This window comes from Kribbella sp. NPDC026611 (genome assembly GCF_040638345.1).
GTDB lineage: Bacteria > Actinomycetota > Actinomycetes > Propionibacteriales > Kribbellaceae > Kribbella.
This window is the reverse complement of the sequence record NZ_JBEZYC010000010.1, coordinates 12252-33882: the sequence shown is the minus strand read 5'-3', so window position 1 is coordinate 33882 and position 21631 is coordinate 12252. Positions and strand designations below refer to the sequence as shown.

19 protein-coding genes and 1 pseudogene are annotated in these 21631 nt (G+C 65.9%); 11 read left to right on the top strand and 9 right to left on the bottom strand.

What is annotated here, in order from left to right:
- Positions 1-117: 117 nt before the first annotated feature.
- Entirely contained in the window at positions 118-777 is a 660-nt protein-coding gene (locus tag AB0E69_RS33315; protein ID WP_360155410.1) for a GAF and ANTAR domain-containing protein, read from the bottom strand.
- A gap of 233 nt (positions 778-1010) precedes the next feature.
- Between AB0E69_RS33315 and AB0E69_RS33310 the strand changes: the two genes are divergently transcribed.
- From AB0E69_RS33310 to AB0E69_RS33295, 4 genes are all read left to right on the top strand, one after another.
- A complete protein-coding gene (locus tag AB0E69_RS33310) occupies positions 1011-1364 on the top strand; it encodes a hypothetical protein (protein WP_360155407.1) in 354 nt (117 codons plus the stop codon).
- Positions 1365-1462: 98 nt separating this feature from the next.
- The gene (locus AB0E69_RS33305) at positions 1463-1771 is read left to right on the top strand and encodes a hypothetical protein (protein ID WP_360155404.1); all 309 of its coding nucleotides are present in this window, start codon (positions 1463-1465) and stop codon (positions 1769-1771) included.
- A 133-nt stretch (positions 1772-1904) separates the two neighbouring features.
- Positions 1905-2129, top strand: a complete 225-nt coding sequence (locus AB0E69_RS33300; protein ID WP_360155401.1) for a hypothetical protein — start codon at positions 1905-1907, stop codon at positions 2127-2129.
- A 27-nt stretch (positions 2130-2156) separates the two neighbouring features.
- A complete protein-coding gene (locus AB0E69_RS33295) occupies positions 2157-2750 on the top strand; it encodes an NAD(P)H-dependent oxidoreductase (RefSeq protein ID WP_360155398.1) in 594 nt (197 codons plus the stop codon).
- Positions 2751-2809: 59 nt separating this feature from the next.
- Here AB0E69_RS33295 and AB0E69_RS33290 read toward each other — a convergent pair whose 3' ends face one another.
- Positions 2810-4747, bottom strand: coding sequence for a transketolase (locus tag AB0E69_RS33290; RefSeq protein ID WP_360155395.1), 1938 nt, complete (start codon positions 4745-4747; stop codon positions 2810-2812).
- A 169-nt stretch (positions 4748-4916) separates the two neighbouring features.
- On the opposite strand from AB0E69_RS33290, the gene AB0E69_RS33285 reads away from it, so the two are divergent.
- Positions 4917-5744, top strand: coding sequence for a GRP family sugar transporter (locus AB0E69_RS33285; protein ID WP_360155392.1), 828 nt, complete (start codon positions 4917-4919; stop codon positions 5742-5744).
- A gap of 119 nt (positions 5745-5863) precedes the next feature.
- Here the strand turns inward: AB0E69_RS33285 and AB0E69_RS33280 are convergent, their stop codons facing one another.
- The gene (locus tag AB0E69_RS33280) at positions 5864-6034 is read right to left on the bottom strand and encodes an ANTAR domain-containing protein (RefSeq protein ID WP_360156190.1); all 171 of its coding nucleotides are present in this window, start codon (positions 6032-6034) and stop codon (positions 5864-5866) included.
- Positions 6035-6473: 439 nt separating this feature from the next.
- Between AB0E69_RS33280 and AB0E69_RS33275 the strand changes: the two genes are divergently transcribed.
- Together AB0E69_RS33275 and AB0E69_RS33270 are read left to right on the top strand one after the other, a co-directional pair.
- Positions 6474-6929 carry a prevent-host-death protein gene (locus tag AB0E69_RS33275; protein ID WP_360155389.1) on the top strand — a complete coding sequence of 152 codons (456 nt, stop codon included), beginning with the start codon at positions 6474-6476 and terminating at the stop codon, positions 6927-6929.
- 3 nt (positions 6930-6932) lie between these two features.
- On the top strand, positions 6933-7274 hold the full coding sequence (locus tag AB0E69_RS33270; protein ID WP_360155386.1) for a hypothetical protein: 342 nt from the start codon (positions 6933-6935) through the stop codon (positions 7272-7274).
- A gap of 578 nt (positions 7275-7852) precedes the next feature.
- Here the strand turns inward: AB0E69_RS33270 and AB0E69_RS33265 are convergent.
- Positions 7853-8257, bottom strand: a complete 405-nt coding sequence (locus AB0E69_RS33265; protein ID WP_360155383.1) for a hypothetical protein — start codon at positions 8255-8257, stop codon at positions 7853-7855.
- Positions 8258-8524: 267 nt separating this feature from the next.
- On the opposite strand from AB0E69_RS33265, the gene AB0E69_RS33260 reads away from it, so the two are divergent.
- The 4 genes from AB0E69_RS33260 to AB0E69_RS33245 are packed head-to-tail and all read left to right on the top strand — an operon-like array spanning position 8525 to position 16640.
- Positions 8525-9733, top strand: coding sequence for a TIGR02679 family protein (locus tag AB0E69_RS33260; protein ID WP_360155380.1), 1209 nt, complete (start codon positions 8525-8527; stop codon positions 9731-9733).
- Positions 9734-9775: 42 nt separating this feature from the next.
- Entirely contained in the window at positions 9776-11311 is a 1536-nt protein-coding gene (locus AB0E69_RS33255) for a TIGR02677 family protein (RefSeq protein ID WP_360155377.1), read from the top strand.
- On the top strand, positions 11308-12549 hold the full coding sequence (locus AB0E69_RS33250) for a TIGR02678 family protein (RefSeq protein WP_360155374.1): 1242 nt from the start codon (positions 11308-11310) through the stop codon (positions 12547-12549). Before AB0E69_RS33255 ends, AB0E69_RS33250 begins: the two co-directional genes overlap by 4 nt.
- Before the next feature lie 56 nt (positions 12550-12605).
- Entirely contained in the window at positions 12606-16640 is a 4035-nt protein-coding gene (locus tag AB0E69_RS33245; RefSeq protein WP_360155371.1) for a TIGR02680 family protein, read from the top strand.
- A 729-nt stretch (positions 16641-17369) separates the two neighbouring features.
- Here the strand turns inward: AB0E69_RS33245 and AB0E69_RS33240 are convergent.
- The 5 genes and pseudogenes from AB0E69_RS33240 to AB0E69_RS33220 all read right to left on the bottom strand — a co-directional run bounded on the left by AB0E69_RS33240 (position 17370) and on the right by AB0E69_RS33220 (position 21375).
- Positions 17370-18341 (bottom strand): hypothetical protein, encoded by a 972-nt coding sequence (locus tag AB0E69_RS33240; protein WP_360155368.1) that lies wholly within the window; start codon positions 18339-18341, stop codon positions 17370-17372.
- Between the two features lie 485 nt (positions 18342-18826).
- Complete coding sequence (locus tag AB0E69_RS33235; protein WP_360155365.1) at positions 18827-19933, bottom strand: IS630 family transposase; 1107 nt, start codon at positions 19931-19933, stop codon at positions 18827-18829.
- Between the two features lie 119 nt (positions 19934-20052).
- A complete protein-coding gene (locus AB0E69_RS33230) occupies positions 20053-20280 on the bottom strand; it encodes a helix-turn-helix domain-containing protein (RefSeq protein ID WP_360155362.1) in 228 nt (75 codons plus the stop codon).
- 161 nt (positions 20281-20441) lie between these two features.
- Positions 20442-20633, bottom strand: a pseudogene (locus AB0E69_RS33225) (recombinase family protein); the annotation flags it as partial.
- Between the two features lie 541 nt (positions 20634-21174).
- Positions 21175-21375 (bottom strand): hypothetical protein, encoded by a 201-nt coding sequence (locus tag AB0E69_RS33220; RefSeq protein ID WP_360155359.1) that lies wholly within the window; start codon positions 21373-21375, stop codon positions 21175-21177.
- Positions 21376-21631: the final 256 nt, after the last annotated feature.

The following is a 21631-nucleotide window of genomic DNA, read 5'->3' as shown; positions in this document are numbered from 1 at the left end:
TACCACGAACCTTCGCCCGATCTGCAAGGCGCTGTCCACGCCGGTGAGGATCACTCTCGGGTGCCCACGCTGGAAGGTCGCGTCCTGGATGAGAAGACCGTCCCGACAGAGGCGATGTCACAGAGCGTTGCGGGTTGCCTCGGCGACTATGCGTTCGGCGACCTCGCGCAGTTTGATGTTGCCGCTCTGGGACGTGCGAACCAGGAACCCGAAGGCCCGGTCGGCGTCGAGGCGGTAGCGTTCCATCACGATGCCGATCGCCTGGCCGATCACCGTACGGCTGGCCAGCGCGTCCCCCAGCGTCTCGTCGTGGCGCGCCCAGCCCATGGCGACCGCGACCAGCGTGGCGAACATCGCGCCGAGTTGACGGCTTTCAGCGTCGATGGCGTGTGGCTGTGCGGCATACAGGTTCAATGCACCGCGGACGTGCGGGTCGGCGCGGAACTGGAACGCCACCTGCGAACCGAGTCCGAGCGCCGCCGCCTTCGGTCCGTAGGAAGGCCACCGCAGATCTGTCACCAGGTCATCGACCTCGGCCACCGGATCCGTCAGCGCGGCGCGCAGACAAGGTCCCTCGCCCAATTCGTACTGCAATTCATCCGCTTCGACCGCCACCGCGTTGGTGGGTGCCAGAGTGCGGATCTCGCCGTCACGCGTGGTGACCGACACACTGGCGTAGTCGACTCCGGGTACTGTTTCGGTGACGCTGACGGTCAGCCTGCCCAGCGTTTCGTCGAGGTCGATCGGTACCAGCAGCGACGCCGCGACCTCGGTCATCACCTCGACCAGGTCGGTGTCAGGCAGGAGGCCCATGATCGGCTCCTCGAGTGGCGTCGGCACGGTCCGCCGGCAGCTTCAGTGTGACCCCTGAGCCAGTCGCCGGAGCCGCGAGAGAGCAGCGTAATCCGCCGGACATCCGACCCGCCGAGGCTGTGGCTGTCCGGCGCCCGTTTCCGCACCGGTTCGACCCACCATCGGTTAGGTCCGCATGCTGCCGGAACTGGGCCGACATGACTGTCAAGCTGAACGAGAAGGCGTTCGAGCACGCGAAGTCCCTGATCCGGAAAGGTCAGACGGCCAAGGACGAACGAGACGACTGGAGCGAACACGCACCGACAGCCGACGAGCAGAACGCATATCTGGACAAGCACGGATGGCGCGAGTACCGCCTGTGGTTCCTCGGGATCGACACTGACATGAACGAGGAAACCAAAGGGCACTACGAGTTTCCGTACGGCGACTTCCGCCGGGTGCACCGCTGCGGTGTGATCAGCGCCGAGTCCCGCGCGGCCCAGAACGACCATGCCGACATCACCAAGGCCCTCGAGAAACTTCACGAGATGCTCGACGGGGAGCACGCCTGACGCGCTCTCTTTCGCCTGCCCTGCTACATCGAGCGGCTGGTCCGGCCCGGCGCTCGTCAACGAGTTCTGTGTCGCTGCTTCGAGCAGGCTGCCAGCTCGTGACCAAGGAATTCACCGCGGAATCCGTCACCGCGGGCCCGAAGGCCGAAGCACATGTCGACGCGTTCACGCCGTACATCGAGGCCGGATTCGACGAGGTGTACGTCGCCAACATAGGCCCGCACACCATCGACATGATGAACCTCTACCGCACCGAGATCCTCCCCGAACTCCGCCGAAACCTCTCCGCACAAGGAGCGGCCCTATGGGCAAGCACGAAGTCTGCACGACAGTCGACGTCGCACCGAACATCGTCTACGACCGCCTCAACGACCTCGACCACCTCCCCGACCTCCTCCCCTGGCTGACCGGGCTGCACCGGACCGCGGCCCGCCCGGCCGAGGCCCGAGGTCCCGAGGCGCGCCGACCACACCAAGCAGTCCACGAGGAGGTCCACGTCACCGCCGACGCGACGCCAGTCACCATGAAGGCTGGATCGACGTGCTCGACGAGGACCGGATGCTGCGATGGGGCGCGGCTGGTCGGCATGAGTACGAAGGTGAACTGCTGGTCGACTTCGTTGCCGACGGCACCTCGAAGCTAACCGTCTGCGTGCACACCACGCACGACGTCAACGTCGAGGTCGAACTCGAGCAGACCCTGGCCGAAATCAAGTCGACCCTCGAACAGGAGGCCGCAGGCCCACCCGGCGAGCCGAAAGCGTGACGACCCCCAGATGATCGGAGGAGCCCCATGCGTGCTCGCACCCTCAGGCCCACGCCTGCCACGTCCAATACCGACCAACTGGCGGACGTAGTTGTGACCGCCCTCGAGAAGCAGGATGTCGAGGTCGAGCGGGTCCGGCTGGTCGATCTGACCCTCAAGCCGGGGGTAAGCAGCGACGAGGGAACCGGCGACGAGCGGCCGGCGATCCATCAGAAGCTGTTGGCCAGCGAGATCCTGGTGGTCGCGACCCCGACCTGGCTCGGACGACCCTCGTCGATCGCGCAGCGGATGCTCGAGCGGATGGACGCGCTGCTCAGCGAGACCGACGACGAACAGCGCCCGGTCGCCTACAACCGGGTCGCCGGAGTCGTTGTCACCGGCAACGAAGATGGGGCGCACCACGTGATCTCGGAGATCTGTGGCGGCCTCGGTGACATCGGTTACACGATCCCGGGCCAGGCCTGGACGTCCTGGAACAAAGGCCCCGGTCCCGGGCCGAGCTATTCCAAGACCGGCGAGAGACACGACTGGTCGGCCAAGACCGCACGGGCGATGGCGAGCAACCTCGTCGCAGTCGCCCGGGCGCTGGCAGCCGGCCCGGTACCTGCTCCACCGGGCTGATCCCGCAATGCCGTACACGCGCACCGACGAGGACTCCTGCCGACACCTAGACGGGAAGCCTACGGAGCTGGTGTTGCGATGTCAGGCGCGGCGAGCAGTTGGCGGGCGGCTGCCGCTATGGAGTCACCGTCGATTCCGGCCCAGGCCAGCAGCTCCTCACCAGAGCCCGATCCGGGCATCTCTCGAACGGCGAGTTGCGTCACAGTCAGGTTGTTGCCTCGGGAGGTGAGTAGGGCTGCTGTGACGGCAGAGCAGAGGCCTCCTTCGGCATGGTGGTCTTCCGCGACCACGACCCGGCCGCTCGTGACCGAGGCGGCTTCGATGAGGACCGCGGCATCGATCGGCTTGACCGAGTAGCAGTCGATGACTCGAGCGGTCAGACCCTCACCGGCGAGGATGTCGGCGGCCGTCAGACAGCTGTGGACGGTGACACCGGCGCCGACCAGGGTGACCTGGTCGTGATCGCTCGACTGCGGAACCTTCGCACCGCCAACAGGAAAGCGCTCGTCCTGGGAGTAGAGGACCGGATAGGCACCCCGGGTTGTGCGTAGGTAGCTGACACCAGACGTCGAAGCCATCTCTCGTACCAGAGCGGCCGCGCTCGTGGCATCGGAGGGATAGAGCACGGTGGAACCGTGGACAGCACGCATCATCGCGAGGTCCTCCAACGCCATCTGCGAAGGCCCGTCAGCGCCGATCTCCACGCCGGCGTGCGAACCGACCAGCCGGAGGTCGAGCCCGGAGACGGCGCCCATCCGGATGAAATCGTAGGCCCGGGTCAGGAACGCCGCGAATGTCGACGCGAACGGCTTGTAGCCGCGCACGGCCAAGCCGCTCGCGGCCGCGATCAGCTGCTGTTCGGCGATGAACATCTCGAAGTAACGGTCCGGATAGGTACGGGCGAATTCGACCGCGTATGTGGAGTTGCTGACCTCACCGTCCAGGGCGACCACGAGTCGATCATGAACCCCGAGCTCCACCAGAGCGTCGCCGTACGCCTTGCGGGTAGCGACCTTCTCACCGACCTCGTACGACAGACTCTCATTGACATGCACCGGCTCAGTAGCACTGGGTTGACTCGCATCTGCATCGGGTGTCCGAGCGGCATCTGCGTCGGCCGTGCCGCCGCTCGGGCGCGGACCTCGAACCACGATCTCCCGCACACCACCCAACTCGGCGATCGCGCGTTCGGCCATCTCCGGCGGGAACGGCTTGCCGTGCCAATCAAGGCTGTCTTCCACCTCGGAGAAGCCCTTGCCCTTCACCGTGCGGGCAAAGACAACCGTCGGCCGATGGCTGTCGCCCTCGACGGTGGTGAGTGCCTGGTCGATCTCCGACAGGTCGTGGCCGTCGACAGTCAGCGCCACAGCGCCGAAGGACTCGGCGCGACGCGCATAGGTATCAAGATCCCACTCCAGCTCGGTTGGTCCCCGTTGCCCGAGCCGATTGACGTCGACGATGGCGACCAAGTTCGACAATTCGTAGTACGCGGCCTTGTCCAAAGCCTCCCAGATCGAGCCTTCGGCCATCTCGCTGTCGCCGCACAGCACCCAGACGCGATAGGGCAGCCGGTCGAGATACCTGCCGGCCAGTGCGACGCCAACCCCGTCTGGTAGCCCCTGGCCAAGCGAGCCCGTGGCGACATCGACCCAGGGCAACACCGGTGTCGGATGGCCCTCCAGACGCTGGCCGAATCTGCGGTAGCCGTTTATCAGCTCGTCGTCGGAGATCACACCAACCGCTTTGAACACCGAGTACAGCAATGGAGAAGCATGACCTTTGCTGAAGATCAGGTGATCGTTGCGGGCCGAGGCAGCCTCGTCCCAGTCATAGCGAAGGTGCCGGGCAACGAGGACCGCGAGAAGATCTGCCGCCGACATACTCGACGTCGGGTGTCCCGAGCCGGCGCTGGTGCTACTGCGGATCGAGTCGACCCGCAACTGGGCAGCCAGCCCCTCCACCGTGTCCAAACCGATCGATGCTGTCTCAGTCCGCATGACCATGGTTGCTCCGCAAGTGTCTCTGGAAGGTTGATTCAGACAAACGGCCTGCGCTCACGAGGTGCCCGACCGAGGCGGACGCAAACAGTCCCCCCGAGGATCACCGGTTTGCTCGCGCGATGATGTGGACACCGGAACCGCGACGGCGACTCGGAGGGTGTTCGGCTTGGGTATCGCGCTCGCGCTGGTGTCCGCACTCTGTTTCGGGCTGTCCGACTTCGCCGCCGGGCTGGCCGCTCGACGGCTGCACAGTGCAGTTGTGGTCCTGGTCGGCCAGATCTGCGGTGTGGTGATCGTCTCGACTCTCGCATTTGTCGTCGCCGATCCCCATCTGACCGGCGGCGACCTCGGCTGGGGCGCGGTGTCCGGTATCGGCACCGGCCTCGGCGCAGCCTTTCTCTTCCAGGCCATGAAGGTCGGGCGGTTCAGCCTCGTCGTACCGTTGAGCGACGTGGCCGGTGTGGCCGTGCCGGTGGCGATCGGCGTACTGCTGCTCCACGACAAGCTCAGCGGGCTCGTCTGGTGCGGCTTCGCGATCGCCGTACCCGCGATCTGGCTGATGACCAGCGGCCACGGGCCACGGACCGGCCCGACCGCCGGCACCAGTTGGGCGCTGCTGTCAGGAGCGGCCTTCGCCCTCCAGTACGTTGCACTGGCACAGACAGGCGCGGGCACGGGATTGTGGCCGCTGGCGCTCAATCGCGTCGTCGCCGCGGTCACGGTCGCACCCCTCGCCGAACGCCGCGAGCGCCTGCGAATGAATCGGCGGACAGCCGCGCTGGCTGCTGGATCTGGTGTGCTGGGGACGACGGCCATCGCCGCCTTTCTCCTGGCCAGCCGCGAACAAGCCCTGTCCGTGGCGGTCGTCCTGACGTCGCTCTACCCCGCCGTACCAGTCCTCCTCGGACTGACACTGCTGCACGAGCACCTGACCCGCCGCCAGCTGGCCGGACTGGCCTGCGCGACCGCGACCGTCGTCCTCGTCTCATCGTGACCCACCGGGGTGTCTACCTTGCGGGCCAAGGGCCACCCGGCGGCAGGCGTCTGGGGCTGTTCAATTTGAGCAGCGTGCCCGGGTGCTCCATCGGCCCGTGGGCAGTCTTCCCCGCTCAATCAGCGGGCCTGGGCATCCTGAATGTTCTGCGCGGCGGTCTCGCTCAGGCTTGCGCCGTTCTCGGCTGCGCGGCGGGTCAGCAGGTCGTACGCCGCTGCCATGTCGATGTTGGCGGTATGGCCAGCACGCCGCTTGGCTTGCTCGATCACGGTGCGGCCGGCCAACGCCAGCCGGATCCGCTCAGCGACGTCGGCACCACTCAGCTCCGCAGATTCCTCGCGCTGGCGTGGGTTGGATGAGCGGTAGGGAGACCCGGAACAGCGGCCGATGAAGCCCTCTGTGGCTCAAGCGTTGAGCAAACCTCCGATTCGCCCGGCGGGTGATGCGTCGGTCAGGAGGTCTGGATGAGCAGGGAACCCTTGCCCGTGGGGACGTGGGGGAAGATCACGTCGCGGGTGGTCAGTTGAGATGAGAACGGACGGGCTTTGAAGTTCGAGGCTCGTGCGAAGTTTCGGGACCGGGATGGACGGACTCGGCCGGTCGCGAAGTGGGGAAACACGGCGAGCCAGGCCGAGAATCGGCTTCGGGAAGCCCTGGCCCGGACAGCCGACTGAGCGATGCGATCGTCACAGTTGAATTCAGAACACATTCTGAACTAGTATGTACTGCATGACGACCGACACCGCGTCTCGAAACTCCTTCCAGTCGTCTGACTTGAGTCGCTCGTCGGCCGAGGTTTTCGCCGCGGCTTCGGATCATCCTGTCGAGGTGACGCGCCGGGACGGCGAGTCCTTGGTCCTCATGTCGGAGAGCGAGAATCGAGCCCGTAACTCGCTGCTTGAGCTCGCGGCCCAGCTCATCGCCGTCTCCACCAGCCTCGAAGGAACACTCGCCGAGCGGATGAGTGATCACTTCCCATGGATGCTCGCCCTTAGTCCGGAGGGCCGTGAGACCTGCGCAACCGACATCCTGACCGCGGCTAGGGCATCATTCGCCACCGGCCAGGCACACCTCGCGCTCGCCGAGCTGACCTCCTGGCGTGAAACAGCAACTGCACTCGCCGCCGGTCTGGGTCATGCACCCGTGGAATGGCTTGATGAGGATGAGCCAGTGGAGCGTCCCTGACGCATGTCGAAGCAGACAAAAGTCGAGCGTCCGACCAAGAACAGCGAGTACGAACTGCGCTTCGCCTCGGCCAACGCACAGAAAGGCTGGCGCGACCTCGCAGCCACACTGCGAGGTCCGCTCGCCGATACCTGGGACTTCCTGACCAGGACTCCGCTGGACGTGACGCCGACCAACTACCCGCTGAAGGATGCGCTGGGGATCGTATGCCGGGCAGGCGTGAACCACCAGCGATGGCAGCACAAGCCCACAGCCAAAGGTACAGCCCGGATCTGGTTCTACGTCGACGACCACGTGGTCTACCTCGAACAGGTACACACAAGCCATCCGAACCAGACAAAGTAGGCCAGCCCAGGACGAGGCTCTTCTGACTGAAAGAGGCCCCCGCCACGTCTCTCGGCGAGGCTGCGCGGGCGGCGTTTTCGGTGACCACGTCGCTGCCGCCGCGATGATCGATCGCGTCCTCCACACGCCGACGTCGTCACCCTCAAGGCGCGCCTCCTACCGGCTACACGACCGGCATCGACACCCTGCCGAGCATCGCGGTCCAAGACACGGCAGACTAGAAACCAAGAACCGCTGGCCTCACCTTCGAGCGTTGGATCGGCCCCAGATCCGAGCGTCGTCGGCAGAAGACGCCAGCGACCATCTTGGAAGCTGCTGGACAGACACCACGCGAGGTGGCTGTACTCGCCCCTTCGGCTCAACGTCCGTGAGCACGTCTGCGTACTGATTCGCGTCCGCGATCGTCGGGATGCCCGGCGCCGATTCCAGCGCAGCGAGGTAGTCGTGAAGGTGAGCCATCACCTGCGGGTAGACGTCCAATTCCCGGGCTGACTTGACACGGTCAAGCGGCAAATCCTCACCACATCCACCGGGCCGGGTACATCAGAAGTCCTATAACTCGCCGGCTCACCGGGATGTCAGCTGAGCAGCAATGTCACGACGCCCACCACTGTGCCGCCGACCGTGGCAACCAGCATCACCAGGTCGTACATGCCGCGCCGGGCGTTCGACTCGCTGGCCGGTGCCGGATGACTTCGGACAGCCTGTGGTCTGGTCGAGCTGTCCGGAGCAGCCCACATCACGCGGAAACGCCGGCCGGGATTGGAGGTACCAAGGGAAGCGAACATAGCGTCGCGCTTCCAGCGCGCGTGATCGTGGCACCCCCGAAGCTTGCCCCGGACTCCGCGGTCACAGGGCTTGCGTCGTTCGGTCATGTAGTCGCATTTCGTCGGCATCAGGAACGACACCCAGAACAGCAGGACCGTAGGCACCAGGACGATCCAGGCCGGCGGATGCTCGCGGCGGATAGCCGAAATACGCAAGGAGGGCGATCCACGCCAGGGCGAACAGTTCCTTGGCCTTGCTCGCCCTGCTCCGCCTCGCCACGACCTCACCTCGCGACGGACTTGCGGAGTACGCCGACCGCATCGAGCACAATCATCCATTCCGCCACAGCGACCTCCCCCGTCGTGATCGAATGCACACCGAGCGTAGTTCCGCATCATTCCGGTCTCAACCGGAAGCGAGTCGCTGTTGACTGGCCGTGATCTGCAGGCCGCCATGCCGAATGGCGGTATCGTCCGGGCATTGTGGATACCCGTCGCTCGTTCTCGCCGGCGCTCGAGCCGCTGTGGCGAGCTGTGCACAAGCGGTTGTCCTCCGGCCAGCCAGTGAGCAGGGTGAGCGTCGGCCCGCTCAGCGACGAGGGGCGCGAGGCGCTGGCCGATCTGCTCGGTCGCGACCGGCTTCCGCCGGTCCACGCCACTGTCTCGCTGAGTGCCCTGGAGGATGCCGTCGGGAACCTCCGGGCTGTCGTGACGGATCAGATCGGACCAATTGGAGATCGGGCCGAGGACATCCGCCAGGGCAAGGGACAGAAGGACCGCTTGTGGGATTGGCTCGTCACCCACCCCGTCCTCGAAGCCCAGCCCGCCCTGAAGCCGTGGGCCGCCGCGACCCGCAAAACCGGATTGATCGGCGGCACTGTCGAAACCACGCGCGCCGAGCTCGAGAAGGTGCTCAAGGTACTTCGGGCGCTCCCTGCGACCGGCGTCCCGCTGCCGGTCTTCGCCGACACAGTTCTGAGCGATCCGCACGCTCTGGATGACGGTAAGCGGCGGACCGTCCTCGTGGCCAAGGCCCTGGCGGCGATCTTCGACGTCCCGGCGCCCGAGGATGCGGCATCGCGCAAGGCGTTGTGGAAGCGAGCCGGCGTCTCGGACGACGAGCTCTCGTCGACCGTCCTGGTCGGCGGTCTCTCGCCGACTGGCCCCGGCCTCGCCGCGGCCGTCCTCCGCGCGTGCGCAGGTGCCGGCGACGCGGCATCACTCACGTTGCGCCAACTCCGGCACCACCCGCTCCGAACCGGTCTACCGCCGGTCGCCTGGGTGTTCGAGAATCCGAGCGTCATCGCCCTGGCCCTGGAGCGTTTCGGGCGCGCGTGTCCTCCCCTGGTCTGTACTTCGGGCTGGCCGAGCTCGGCCGGGATCCTGCTCCTGCAGCAGCTGCGCGACGCAGGTACGACGGTCTACTACCACGGTGACTTCGACGGTGAAGGGCTGCGGATCGCGGCCTCGGTGGTGGCGCGGATCGGGGCGGTTCCCTGGCACCTGACCACCGCCGACTACACACGCGAGGCAGACTCCGAGGGCCCTCCGGTCGGACATGTGACGCCGGTTCCGTGGGACGATGGGCTCGGGGCCGAGCTGGCCCGGCGCGGTGTCACGGTGCCCGAGGAACGGGTGGCCGAGGCACTCCTGGACGAGCTCGCCGTACAGACTGTCGGTGATCTGGTCTAGCGTGATCGGAGTCGTATCCGGCAGGTGGGGAGCGGAGGCGGTGTGGACCCGATCCGGATTCCGCCCGAGTTGTTCCGATTCACGTGGGGCGATCGGGCGGAGCTGTACGTCGCGATCCTGCACGCCTTCACGGAGGCGAACGAACGCCTCGACACGACCCTCGGAATCGATGACCTGACCGCGTGGCTGCGATCGATCGGCTGGGTGGCACCGTCGTCCGAGGAGCAACTGCGCTCCGCTCTCGAGCAGCTCCGTGCCTGGCAGCTGGTCGACTTCATCCAGGATCACACGGAAAACTACCGAACAGCTCTCGAGTACGAGCGCAACAACGTCCGCTATTCGCTCAGCAGGCGCGGCGAAGCGGCGTATGCCGGTGTCACCCACGCGATGACCGTGCTGGTCTCGACCGGTGCATTGCAGACCGCGGTGCTCGACGCTATCGGCGACCGGCTGGCCGACCTCGTCGTCGAGCTCGACGGAGGTTCCGATCGGAAGGTCTTCACCGCCCTGATGGAGCTCGAAGGGCATCTGGAGGCGTTGCGTGGCAACACCAAGCAGTTCAACGGCGAGCTGCAGCGACTGCTCCGGGTGGAAGGCGTCGACCTCGCGACATTCCACGACGTCAAGGTATCGACGGTGGCGTACCTCGAGGAGTTCCTCACCAATCTCGATCACCGCGCTCATGTGATCCGGACCCGGATCGAGGCGGTTCTGGATCGAGGGGTCGCGTGGATGCAGCGCCGCGCCCTCACAGGCGCCGAGTTGCCGCAGCTCACCGGCGTCGACCCGGGGCCGGCCTGGCTCGAACGCCGGCAAGCACGCTGGGAAGGCTTGTTGGCCTGGTTCGTCGGAACGGATGTAGCGCCGCCAAGAGTCGAGCAGCTGCACACGGTCGGGCGTAAGGCCATCGTCACACTGCTTCAAGTGCTCGACCGAATCACCGAGACCAGGCGTCGGGCCAGCAGCGCAGTCGCGGACTTCCGGGAGCTGGCGCGCTGGTTCACGGTGGTCCCGGCGCAGGACGACCTGCACCGGCTCGGAGCAACGGCCTTCGGGCTGGCTTCGGCGCGGCATGCCCACCTCGCGATCGACGACCCGGAGCTGATCGCGTCCTCGACCTCCTGGTGGGACGCTCCTCCGGTAGCGGTCTCGCCGCTGCTGCGTTCTTCAGGCCGGACCGAGAAGTTCAGCCGGACCGGACGAGTACGTGATGTCGCGGCGCTGAAGGCTGCCCGCGCCGAGCGCGCGGCCGCCGAACGCACCGAACTGGAGGCGGCCTGGAGCCTTCTCGACACCGGCGGACCGGTACGGCTTTCCGGGCTGGCCGCGCTCGACGACCGGCTCTTCGAACGGCTACGCGAGCTGCTCGGCCAAGCGCTGACGAGTGCTCCGGCACGCTCAGGTCATCGGCGGGCGGCCACATCCGACGGCCAGGCCGAGATTCTGCTGTGGCTGCCCTCTGACGGCGCGGTCGCCACGATCCGAACGCCGCAGGGCGTCTTCCGGGGGCCCGACTACGTCGTCGAGATCCGGGCGAACCGGAGTCGAGCGAGCCGGGAATCGGAAGGTTCCGGATGAGCCAGCTCGCCAATCAGCTCGCCCAGGCCGAGCGCGAGGAGGTCTCGCGGGGCATCCGCGGCCTCCTCGGCATCCCGCTGATCACTCAGCAGACCGCACCGGAACTCTTCGATCTGATCCGCCGCCGGCAGGAGCCGGTCCGCAAATGGTTCGACTATTACTGCGGATGGGTCGTGCGGGTGGAACCCCGCCTCGGCTACGCGCGGCTGGTCAAGGTCCAGGCGTCGACGGACCCGAGCCGGCCACTACGCCGTCGCCGAACCGGGCGCGCACCGTTCGACCGCCGCCGGTACACCTTGCTATGCATCGTCATCGCCGAGCTGCTGACCGTACCGGTCACGACCATCGGACAGCTCGCCGAGCGAGTACGACAGGCCGCTGCTGTCGACGACGTGATCCCGGCCGTGGATACCGCCAGCAAGAACGAACGCCGGGCCTTCGTCGACGTACTGCGCCTGCTCGAGAGCTACGGCGGCGTCGAGGTCGTCGACGGCAGCACCGAGGCCTACGTCGAGAGCGAAGACGCCAAGATCCTGTATCGAGTCAACACCACCTTGCTCATCCGGCTCCTTGCCACGCCCGTCGGGCCGTCCACGCTAGCCGTACCGATCGAGGAAGTGCCCCAACGCTTCGAGGAGCTCCTCGGCACACTCACGCGGGAACGCCGGTACGGCCTCGCTGGGGATCCACTGGCCGGAGAGTCGGAGATCTCCCCGACGCAGCAGAACCTCTGGCTACGCCACACCGTCTTCCGGCGACTCGTGGACGACCCGGTGATGTACTTCGCGGATCTCTCCCCCGCTGAACATGCCTACCTGGGCTCACCGACCGGGCGGCAACTGCTCCGCCGGGCCGCCGAGCAAGGCGGATTCATCCTCGAGGAGCGAGCCGAGGGCGCGATGCTGGTCGACCCGGACAGCATCGCCACCGACTCCCGCTTCCCCGATGACGCCAGTACGGCGAAGGTCACAGCCCTCCTGCTGCTCGACACGCTCACGGAGCCAGCCACCACCGAGCAGCTCCGGCTCACCGCAGGCCGCTTGCTCAAGGAGCACCCCTCCTGGGCGAAGGCCTACCAAGATGCGGACGGACCGGCGAGGTTGGTGAACGACGCCCTCGCCGAGCTCACCGTCTTCGGTTTGGCCCGGGTTATTGGCGGAGTTGTCACACGACTGCCCGCGGCCGGGCGGTACGCGGTCCAGGCGCCACGCACGTCCGGTCAGGAGACGAATCCATGACAGTCACACGACTGGAGCGACACTCGCCGGCTCCCGCTGCCCGCGATGGCAGATGGATGCCCGCCAGAGCGGGCATCCTCAATGTCTGGCGGTACTACGACGAGGTCTTCACCTTCCACGACGGCCGGCTCCTGCTCCGCGGCCCGAACGGAAGCGGCAAGTCCAAGGCGCTCGAGCTCTTGCTGCCGTTCCTCTTCGACGCCAACCTGCGGGCTAATCGGCTGTCGACCTTCGGCACCGGCGAGCGAACCATGCACTGGAACCTCATGGGCGAAGGCGCATCCGGCACGACCCGCGTCGGGTACGTGTGGCTCGAGTTCTCCAGCTCCGAACGCGACACATGGTTCACCTGTGGAGCACGTCTACAGGCAGCGGCGCACACGACCACCGTCCACCCCGAATACTTCACCACCGACCTACGCATCGGGCCGGACGGCTTGTCCCTCGTCAACGATCTCGGCATGCCGCTGACGACCAGCGCTCTGGCCGAGCGACTCGGCGAACACGGCGCAGTCCACGGCAGCGCAGCGGCGTACCGTTCGACGATTCGTACGACGTTGTTCCCAGGGCTGACCGAACAACGGTACGACGCACTCATCATGGCGCTGCTGCAACTACGCACCCCGAAACTGTCCCAACGGCTCGATCCCGCGTTGCTGTCCACTCTGCTCTCCCGCGCGCTGCCGCCGTTGGATTCACAGGAGATCGCCGATCTCGCGGAAGGATTCGAGCGGCTGGACGCCCAACGGGAACGGCTACGCACGCTCGAAGCCGAGGTGGACGCCGCAGGCGAACTCGCCCGCCTCCAACGCGGTTACGCCCAACGGATCCTGCGAGCGTCCGCCGGCAAACTGATCGGTGCCACCACGGAACTGGAGCGGCTCAGCGGTGAGGTCAAGGCAACCGCGGACGAGCACGAGAAGGCGAACGCCCGCGACTCCCAGCTGGATGCCAAGCTCACTGAACTGGCAGGCGAAGCCCGGCGCACCCAGGCGCGCCAAGAGGGCTTGACGGATTCCGACATGTATCGGGCCGGCCGTGAACTGGACAGCTTGCGATGGCAGACCGAGGATGCGCGGGTGGCCGCGGAACGGACAGCCAGGCTGGCCACCCGAGCAGCCGGACAGGCCTCTGACGACCAACGGGACCTCAACGCGGCACTGCAGTCCATACAGCAAGCGGAGTCCGCCGTACAGAGGCATGGCAACGAGGTCCGCCAAGCCGCAACGAGGGCTGACCTGCTAGCGATAACGGACGAACTGGTCTCCAGCGCAACGACCGATGCACGCCAGGCGAAAACCTTGCTGCGGGCAATCGTTCGCAGCCGGGAGGACGCAATTCGCGAGGTCGGTTCGGCCGTCGATTCGCACGAGGGTGCAGTCGTACGGCGTCAGGACGCGGAGCAGGAACTGGACACGGGGCGTGGCGAGCTGGACCAAGCTCGGCTGGAACTGGACGAGGCTACCGAGGAACGCGGACAGGCACTCGCCGAGCTCGCGTCCCGCCTTGTCGTCTGGGCCCGCCAATGCCAGGAGCTGGTCTTCGAGAGTCCCGAGGCGCTCGAGTATCACGTCGAGTCCGAGGCCGCGTTGCGCGACGCTATCTCGACCGCGGCGACCGCCGTCACGTCGGACGTCGCAGCGAGGAAGGCGACCGCCGAGGCTGGGCTTGAAGCCCTCGAGGAAACTCGCCGCACCCTGGATGGTCAGCTCGACGAGCTCAATGTCGGCGCGCTCACACCGAGACCTCCGCCGTACCGAACGGCAGATCGCTCAACCGCCCCGGGCGCTGCGCTGTGGCAGCTGGTCGACTTCGCCGCATCCGTCCCCGCAGACATCCGCCCCCGACTCGAGGCCGCGCTCCAGGCCTCGAGCCTCCTCGACTCCTGGATCACGCCGGCCGGCGATGCCTGGCTGCAGCATCGCTCGTCTCCCGACGGCCAGGGGTATTGGCTCCGGCCGAGTCACGACACCTTTGCGGACCCGGCGGGGCTGGCACCAGTCGCCGGCCGATCGTTGGCGGACGTGCTCACGCCCGAGCCGGACGGCCCGGTGTCCGAGGACGCCGTACGCCGCCTGCTCGCGGTCGTGGCGGTCGGCGAACAGCTACCCGCCGACGCAACGGCGGCAATCGGGCTCGATGGAACCTGGCGGATGGGGGCCCTCACCGGAAGCTGGGACAAGGAGTCTCCCGAACACATCGGCGCCACCGCTCGGCAACAGGCACGTGCACGGCGCGCGGCCGAGATCCGCACCCAGCTCGCAGACAACGCAGCGCAGATCGACACGCAGCTAGCACAGCTGAACGCCTTGGACCACCGGCTGGAGGTGCTGTACGCCGAGCTCGCGTCGAATCCGACGTACGAGCGGGTTGACGAGGCGGGCCGCGCTCTGACCCAATTGCAGGCCGAAGTGAACGCCGCCGAGGGCGTGGTCCGCGGCCGAGTACAGACCGTGCAGCGCAGGGAAGGCGAGGTCTCTGCGGCGCTGCGGTCGCTGACCTCGCTCGCCTCCGAGGCTCAGTTGCCGACGCAGCGGTCGGCCTTGGCCGACGTCGAAACTGCGCTGCACTCCTTCGCCGACCTGGCCGACAGCTGGCTGGACGCCCAGGCCGAGCTGAACTCGACCCGCGACAAGGCCGGCGCTCTGAAGACTCGGGCCGATCGCTCCACCGACGACGCCGAGCAGCGCGCAGGAGAGGCTGCCGAGGCGGCCGCGGCCCACGAGGCCATCGCCGTACGGCTGGAAACCGTCGAGAACAGCGTCGGGCGGGATTACCGGGAGCTTCTCGACGTGATCGCCGAACTGCGCACGCGGCTCCAGCAGGTCCGCGCCGAAGAGGAGTCGGCACGGATCCTCAAGAACGAAGTCGCACGGACGATAGGTGAGCTGAGCTCCCGCCTCGAAACCGCGAAGGAGGCTCACGAACAGGGCACAGCTGCGAGAGATGCCGCTGCCGCCGGCTTCCGCAAGCTCGCCAGCGGGACCTTCCCCGCGGACAGCAATCTTCCGAACCTCGCCGCCTTCGAAGACGTCCTGGCCTCGTCGGACGGCGTGCGAGCCGCGCTGGACGCGGCCCGTCTGGTCGGGGCCGCCTGGCTCAACCTGCCGCACGCACCGAACCATCTCGCCGACGCAGTACGCCGCTTGTCGGAGAAGGTGCACGAGTGCCGTGAGTCCCTACGTTCGCGGGCTGACCTCGACCTCGAGACGCACGATGACGTCCAAGTCTTCACGGCGATCGTCGACGGGCTGCGGGTCGGCGCGGCCGAGCTACTGCGGATCCTCCGCCGCGATGCCGAGCAGAGCCGCGCAGAGATCACCGACCAGGAGCGCGAGCTGTTCGACCGCACCCTCACCGGCAACACCCGTCGCCACCTCGCGAACCGGATCCGGCAGGCCAACGAACTCGTCGACCTGATGAACACACGACTCGAACAGGTCAGGACCGCCTCGAAAGTCGCCGTACAACTCGTCTGGCAGACCGCCCCTGACCTTGCTGCCGGAACGAGAACCGCGCGCGACCTGCTGCTGAAGGATCCCGCCCAGCTCTCCGACGACGACCGAGAGTCCCTACACCGCTTTCTGCGCGACCGAGTCGAGCAAGCCAGAGCCAACGACACCGCGACCACCTGGGCCGAACAACTCACCCAGGTCTTCGACTACACGGCCTGGCATCACTTCGTCGTCAAGGTCGACCGCGGCAAAGGCGACGGCTGGCAGCCACTGACCAGGAAGCTGCACGGAGCCCTGTCCGGCGGCGAGAAGGCAATCGCCCTGCACCTCCCACTCTTCGCCGTCGTCGCCGCGCACTACCAATCAGTGCCCACCGCGCCCCGTGTCATCCTGCTCGACGAGGTGTTCGTCGGCGTGGACACCACCAACCGCGGCCAGGTCTTCGCCTTGCTGGCCGCGCTCGACCTGGATCTGATGCTCACCTCCGACCACGAGTGGTGCACGTACGCCGAACTCCCTGGCATCGGCATCCACCAACTCCTCACCGCCGCCGACGGCGACGGCGACGACGCAGTAACCACCGCCCGATTCACCTGGAACGGCCACGAACTGACATCCCAAGACACCACCCCCTGAGACCCACCGGGCCGGCATCCCCTGAAGAAGGCTCCGCTCACTCACCGGCTTCTTCGGCTGAGGATCGCCCACATGATCGACACCTTCATCTGTCCGAACCTCAACTACTGGGACCTCTCTCAGGCCGGCGGCCGAGCATCTGGCCGAGCCAGGCACGCTCCCGAGCCACCGCACGCGCTTGGCGCAACCGACCCAAGACGGCCTCGTCGATACTGGCCGAGCCCTCGACAGGGTTTGGCGGTCGAGGCGAGCGGGCCGAGCAGATCGGGCTGGTCATGCAACACCGCCAGATCCGAGATCGCCTCACCACCATCGGACAACATCACCGCGAGGTCGACCAGCACCCAGGCACGGCTCATGCCTCGAACCGCGCGCTGACGAAGCCTGCTCAATGCCTACCTGAAGGCATGGGTCAAACCGCTGACTTCGGCCAGATCGGCCAGCAGCCGCGACCCGGCATGCGAGGCGACATCCCGCCCATGAGTCGTCACCATGACCGCGGGACGCGTCGTTGTACTTTACCTGCGAAGTGCCTTCCCTCTCGGGTCATTCTGAGCTCAAAGGCATGTCCAGGATCCCTTTGCAGGTAAGGCACTTCTCTACATCCAGGCCGCGTGTCGACCACCGCGATCGCATCGTTTACTGCAAAGCGAGGTTTAGTGGCGCGGGCCCCGCCGGGGTGCTCCTCGGCCGGCCTCTCGCCAGTCGGTCGAGCGGCCGGGAATGCCGTTACCCGGATGCCCATTCGCACAGCTCGGTCCCATTGGCGCGAAGGGCGAACGCGGTGGCATCAGCAGCTTGTGCCAACGCCGTAACGCCTTCCCAAGCTTTCACTGAAGTCCCATTTCCTCCAGCGGCAGGTGCCTCGCGACTGTTCAACTGAAGTGTCGCAACCTCGGTTCCCACCGCACGTTCTAGAGTGTGCCTGGACGGGCTGTACGCGACCTCGGCTTCACCGTTCTGTGCCAATAAGGCATGCGCGAAGGGATCGGGTACGAGCGTCGACGACAGGGGTTCGCCAGTGTCGGCCTTTACCAAACCATTCTGAGTCAGAGCGGCGATGGTCCCGCCAAGATCATAGAGACCGTTCAATGGGATAACGTTCGTGTGCTTTGTTGAGCTCGACTGCTTTGTCGTGCTCGACGCAATTGCTAGGACGTCTGTTGCCGACTCGTTAGATAACCAACCTGGCGCCACGATCAGCGTACTACCCGTTCGAGCGACTTCCTTGGTGCCCTCGTACCCAGCCGGCAGGTCAAAGGCTCTCGACGTTGTGCCGTCGCTGGACACCCGTTGGAGATAGGAAACGCTGAGGCGGCCGATCAGCACCCCGTCGCCGTCCGCAATGAGGGTTGAAATCCATGTCCCAGCCAAGGGCTGGGTCGTGTCAACTGCTCCAGGGAGCTGACCTTCGGCGTCCGCAGGGATCGACGTTGTGGTTATCGTTTCTCGGATTGGATCCCAGCGCGCGACTGCGTACGGCAGATTGACCCATACAGCGCCATCACTGGTGATAACGGTGGTCGCGACAAGGCCATTATATCCGGCGTCCGGCAACGGATACTGAACGTCTTGACCAGTCGCGAGATCATAGCGATGGAGGCTCGATTTGCCTCCGATTTCCATGACCGGGAACCACAGCGCTTCCTTCACCTTATCGAAGGCGACGGAATAGGCCGGATCGTTCAAACGTTCCAGCATCACACAGTCCGCCGCCTTCGCGGACGAACGACTCGTTGGAACCTCGTTACCGCACGCAGAGCAAAGCACTCCGAGCGCGACGGCAACAGACAATCGCATCCTCCATGTCCGCAACGTACTCACCTCAACTGTCTGCCGAGTAGAATTGGGCGAAACTTCCAGAGGAATGGTAGTAGGGTGGCGCGTTATTGAAGGCATAAGTATAAGGGACTTGACTTGAAGTCCAGGCTGGCCAACTGCTCCCGAAGAGCACATACAGGGAGTGCGCAGGGTCGATCTGATGTGAGTTGTCGTACCGGAAGTATCCCGGATACGCCCCAGGCGTACATAGAAGGCGAGATTGCTCGCCGAATACCCCAGATCTCCACCCTGATACGAACAGAGGGAGTTTTTCTCCCAGTACTGGCGCATGGCCGTCAGGCTTCCTCCTTGGCCGTGCAGGAACGCCCAGGCCGTCCCTTGATATTTCCCCGTCTGCGTCCAAGTTAATGCGGAGCCCGAGGTGCTAGTGGGGGCGTTTCTGAAGTTTGGTGACGGTTGGCCTTCTTGAGGATCTGGTCGGGTGTTTTGGTCCAGGTGAAGGGGTGGCAGCGGTCGTTCCAGCCGGTGATGAAGGCCCGGATTTTGGTGTTGAGGTCTTTGACCGAGGTGAAGGTTCCTCGGTGGATGGCTTGGCGTTCGATGATGCCGAACCAGACCTCGACCAGGTTCAGCCATGACCCGGAGGTGGGGGTGAAGTGGACCTTGAACCGGAGGTGCGAGGCCAGCCAGTCACGGATCTCGGCCCGTTTGTGGGTGGCGTAGTTGTCCATCACCAGGTGCAGTTCCTGACCGGTGCCGTCGTCGGGGTAGGCGCGGTCGATCTGTTTGAGAAAGGCCAGGAACTCTTGGTGGCGGTGCCGCGGTTTGCAGGCCGCGGTGACTGTGCCGGTGGCGATCTCCAGTGCCGCGAACAGGGTGCTGGTGCCGTGACGCACGTAGTCATGGGTGCGGCGCTCGGGAAAGCCGGGCTGCAACGGCAGCATCTTCTGGGTTCGGTCCAATGCCTGGATCTGGCTCTTCTCATCGACACACAACACGATCGCGTTGTCCGGTGGCGCCAGGTACAACCCGACCACGTCGGTGACCTTGGCAACCAGTTCGGGATCGGTGGAGAACTTGAACGTCTCACTGCGCCACGGCTGCACCCCGTAGTCACGCCACGCCCGGGCCACCGTCGCGTTGCCGATCTTGAGCCGCTCGGCCAGCAGCCGAGACGACCAGTGCGTCACCCCCAGCTTCTTCGGCGGCGGTTTCAACGTCTCGGCCACAATCATCTTGTGATCGATCCGCCGCGGCCGGCCCGGCCGATCCGCGTCATCCAACCCGGACATACCGCTGCGCTCGTAGCGCTGCCGCCACCCGATCACTTTCGGGCGAGACAACCCCACCTGCTCCGCGATCACCGTGTTCGCGACCCCCTCAGCAGCCAGCAAAACCACCCGCGCCCGCAACGCCAACCCGGCCCGCACCGTCGTACTCCGCGTCAACGACACCAGCCGTTCCCGATCACCCTCACGAAGCACCAACGCAGCAGCAGGACGGTTCGCCATACCCCATTCTCACCCACCACCAACCGTCACCTAATTAACGACACGCGCCACTAGGAATCGGGGTCGGCGAAGCGTCCGAATTACCACTGTTTCTCTACGCCACGAGTCGGGGCTTGGTGTCAGCCGTCCAGGCGGGCAGGGTCTGGTTGTAGGGCGCGGTAGAAGGTTGAGCGACCGATGAGGAGGTGGCGGACGATGGTGGTGATGGATTCGCCGCGGGCCTGGCGGCCGAGGGCGATGGCAAGGGTGTCGTCGTCGACGGCGGTGGGTCGGCCGCCGCGGCGGCCGTGGGCTTGGGCGGCGCGTAGGCCGTCGAGGGTGCGTTTGCGGATGAGGTCGCGTTCCATTTTCGGCGGCCATCGCGGCGACCATGAACAGCATCTTGTCGGCGATGGTGGCGCCGTTGGGTCGATGGGTGCCGGCGCAGATCCCGGCGAGGATGTGCAGGTTGATCCCCCGGGCGTGCAACTGGTCCTCGAGGAGTACGAGGAGTTCTTTTCATCGAGCGGGCGATCCGGTCGGGTTTGTAGACCACGAGGGTGTCGCCGGCCTGGAGCAGATCCATCGCGGCCATCAGCTTGGGACGCTCGCCGCGGGTGCTGGCTGTCTCGATGATGACTTCGCGGCAGTGGGCGGCGGCGAGCGCGTCGAGTTGGGCTTGGTGGTCTTGGACCCGGGTGGAGACGCGGGTGTACCCGATGCGGACGGTGTTGTCCTAGACGTCGGTGACGATCATGGGAGTGATCGTCTCGAAAACGATCCGGAAAGGGTCGACGCGGCGCGCCGTTTCGGGACTAGTTTTGGGACGGGTTTCAGGTGGTTCGGGGTTCTGCCGAGCGAGCGTCCCGAAAACGACCGATTTCGGGACGGTGCCCCCGAGACGTCTCGCATGAAGTCGTCGCCGAACAGAACCAAGCCGGGCCGCGTTGGCCGCCCTACCTGCGGTGATCGCCCTGGCACTCATTGGTTCGGTGAGGGATGCGGAGCAAGCGCTGCAAGGATCCAGGTCCCTACTGCAGCCGGCGGCGACTGCCAACAAGGTCTGCAGAACCGTTGCCCAGGACAAGACGGCCTCACCGTCCCCATGCCGCAAGGAGATCAGTGTTGCCCCACTAGCGATCGAAGGTCATTGCTGCACCCTCAGCTGTGAAGATTCAGTCATTGCCGTTGGTGTTTGACTCGAGGCCCGAGAGATCAATGTCTGGGCTCAGGCGATCGCCGTCCTCGGTGGGCCCATATCACTAGTCCGACGAAACAGCCATTCCGACCAGCAGGCCCAGCCCGGCGCCCATCAACCATCCGCCAAATATTGCGCCGAGCCAGCTGTAGTCCACGCGGCCGGTGTCAGACGAGGCGCCCGTTGCATTGCCGTACTCGTCGTAGCTGCTCCAGCCAACGATCCCCTCGTCGGCGCTGCCTTCGGGGACGTCCGCGGTCGTCACCGCGTCCCGTGAGGATTGACGACTGTGTGAGGTCGGCGGCGCCGCTTTGGTTGACGGTGAGGGTGAGGTCGCTGCCGATGAGTTCGGCGTAGCGTTGGGTGGTTATGCCTTGCGTGACCCAGGTGGGGTTGTCCGAGGTGTCTGTGTAGTGGCGGACGGTGTCGGTTGAACCCGACGTGTTGGTGATCGTTTCGGTGACTCGGGGGTCGATCGCGTTGAGGGTGAAGGTGGTCGTGGTGCCCGCTTGGGTGATGGT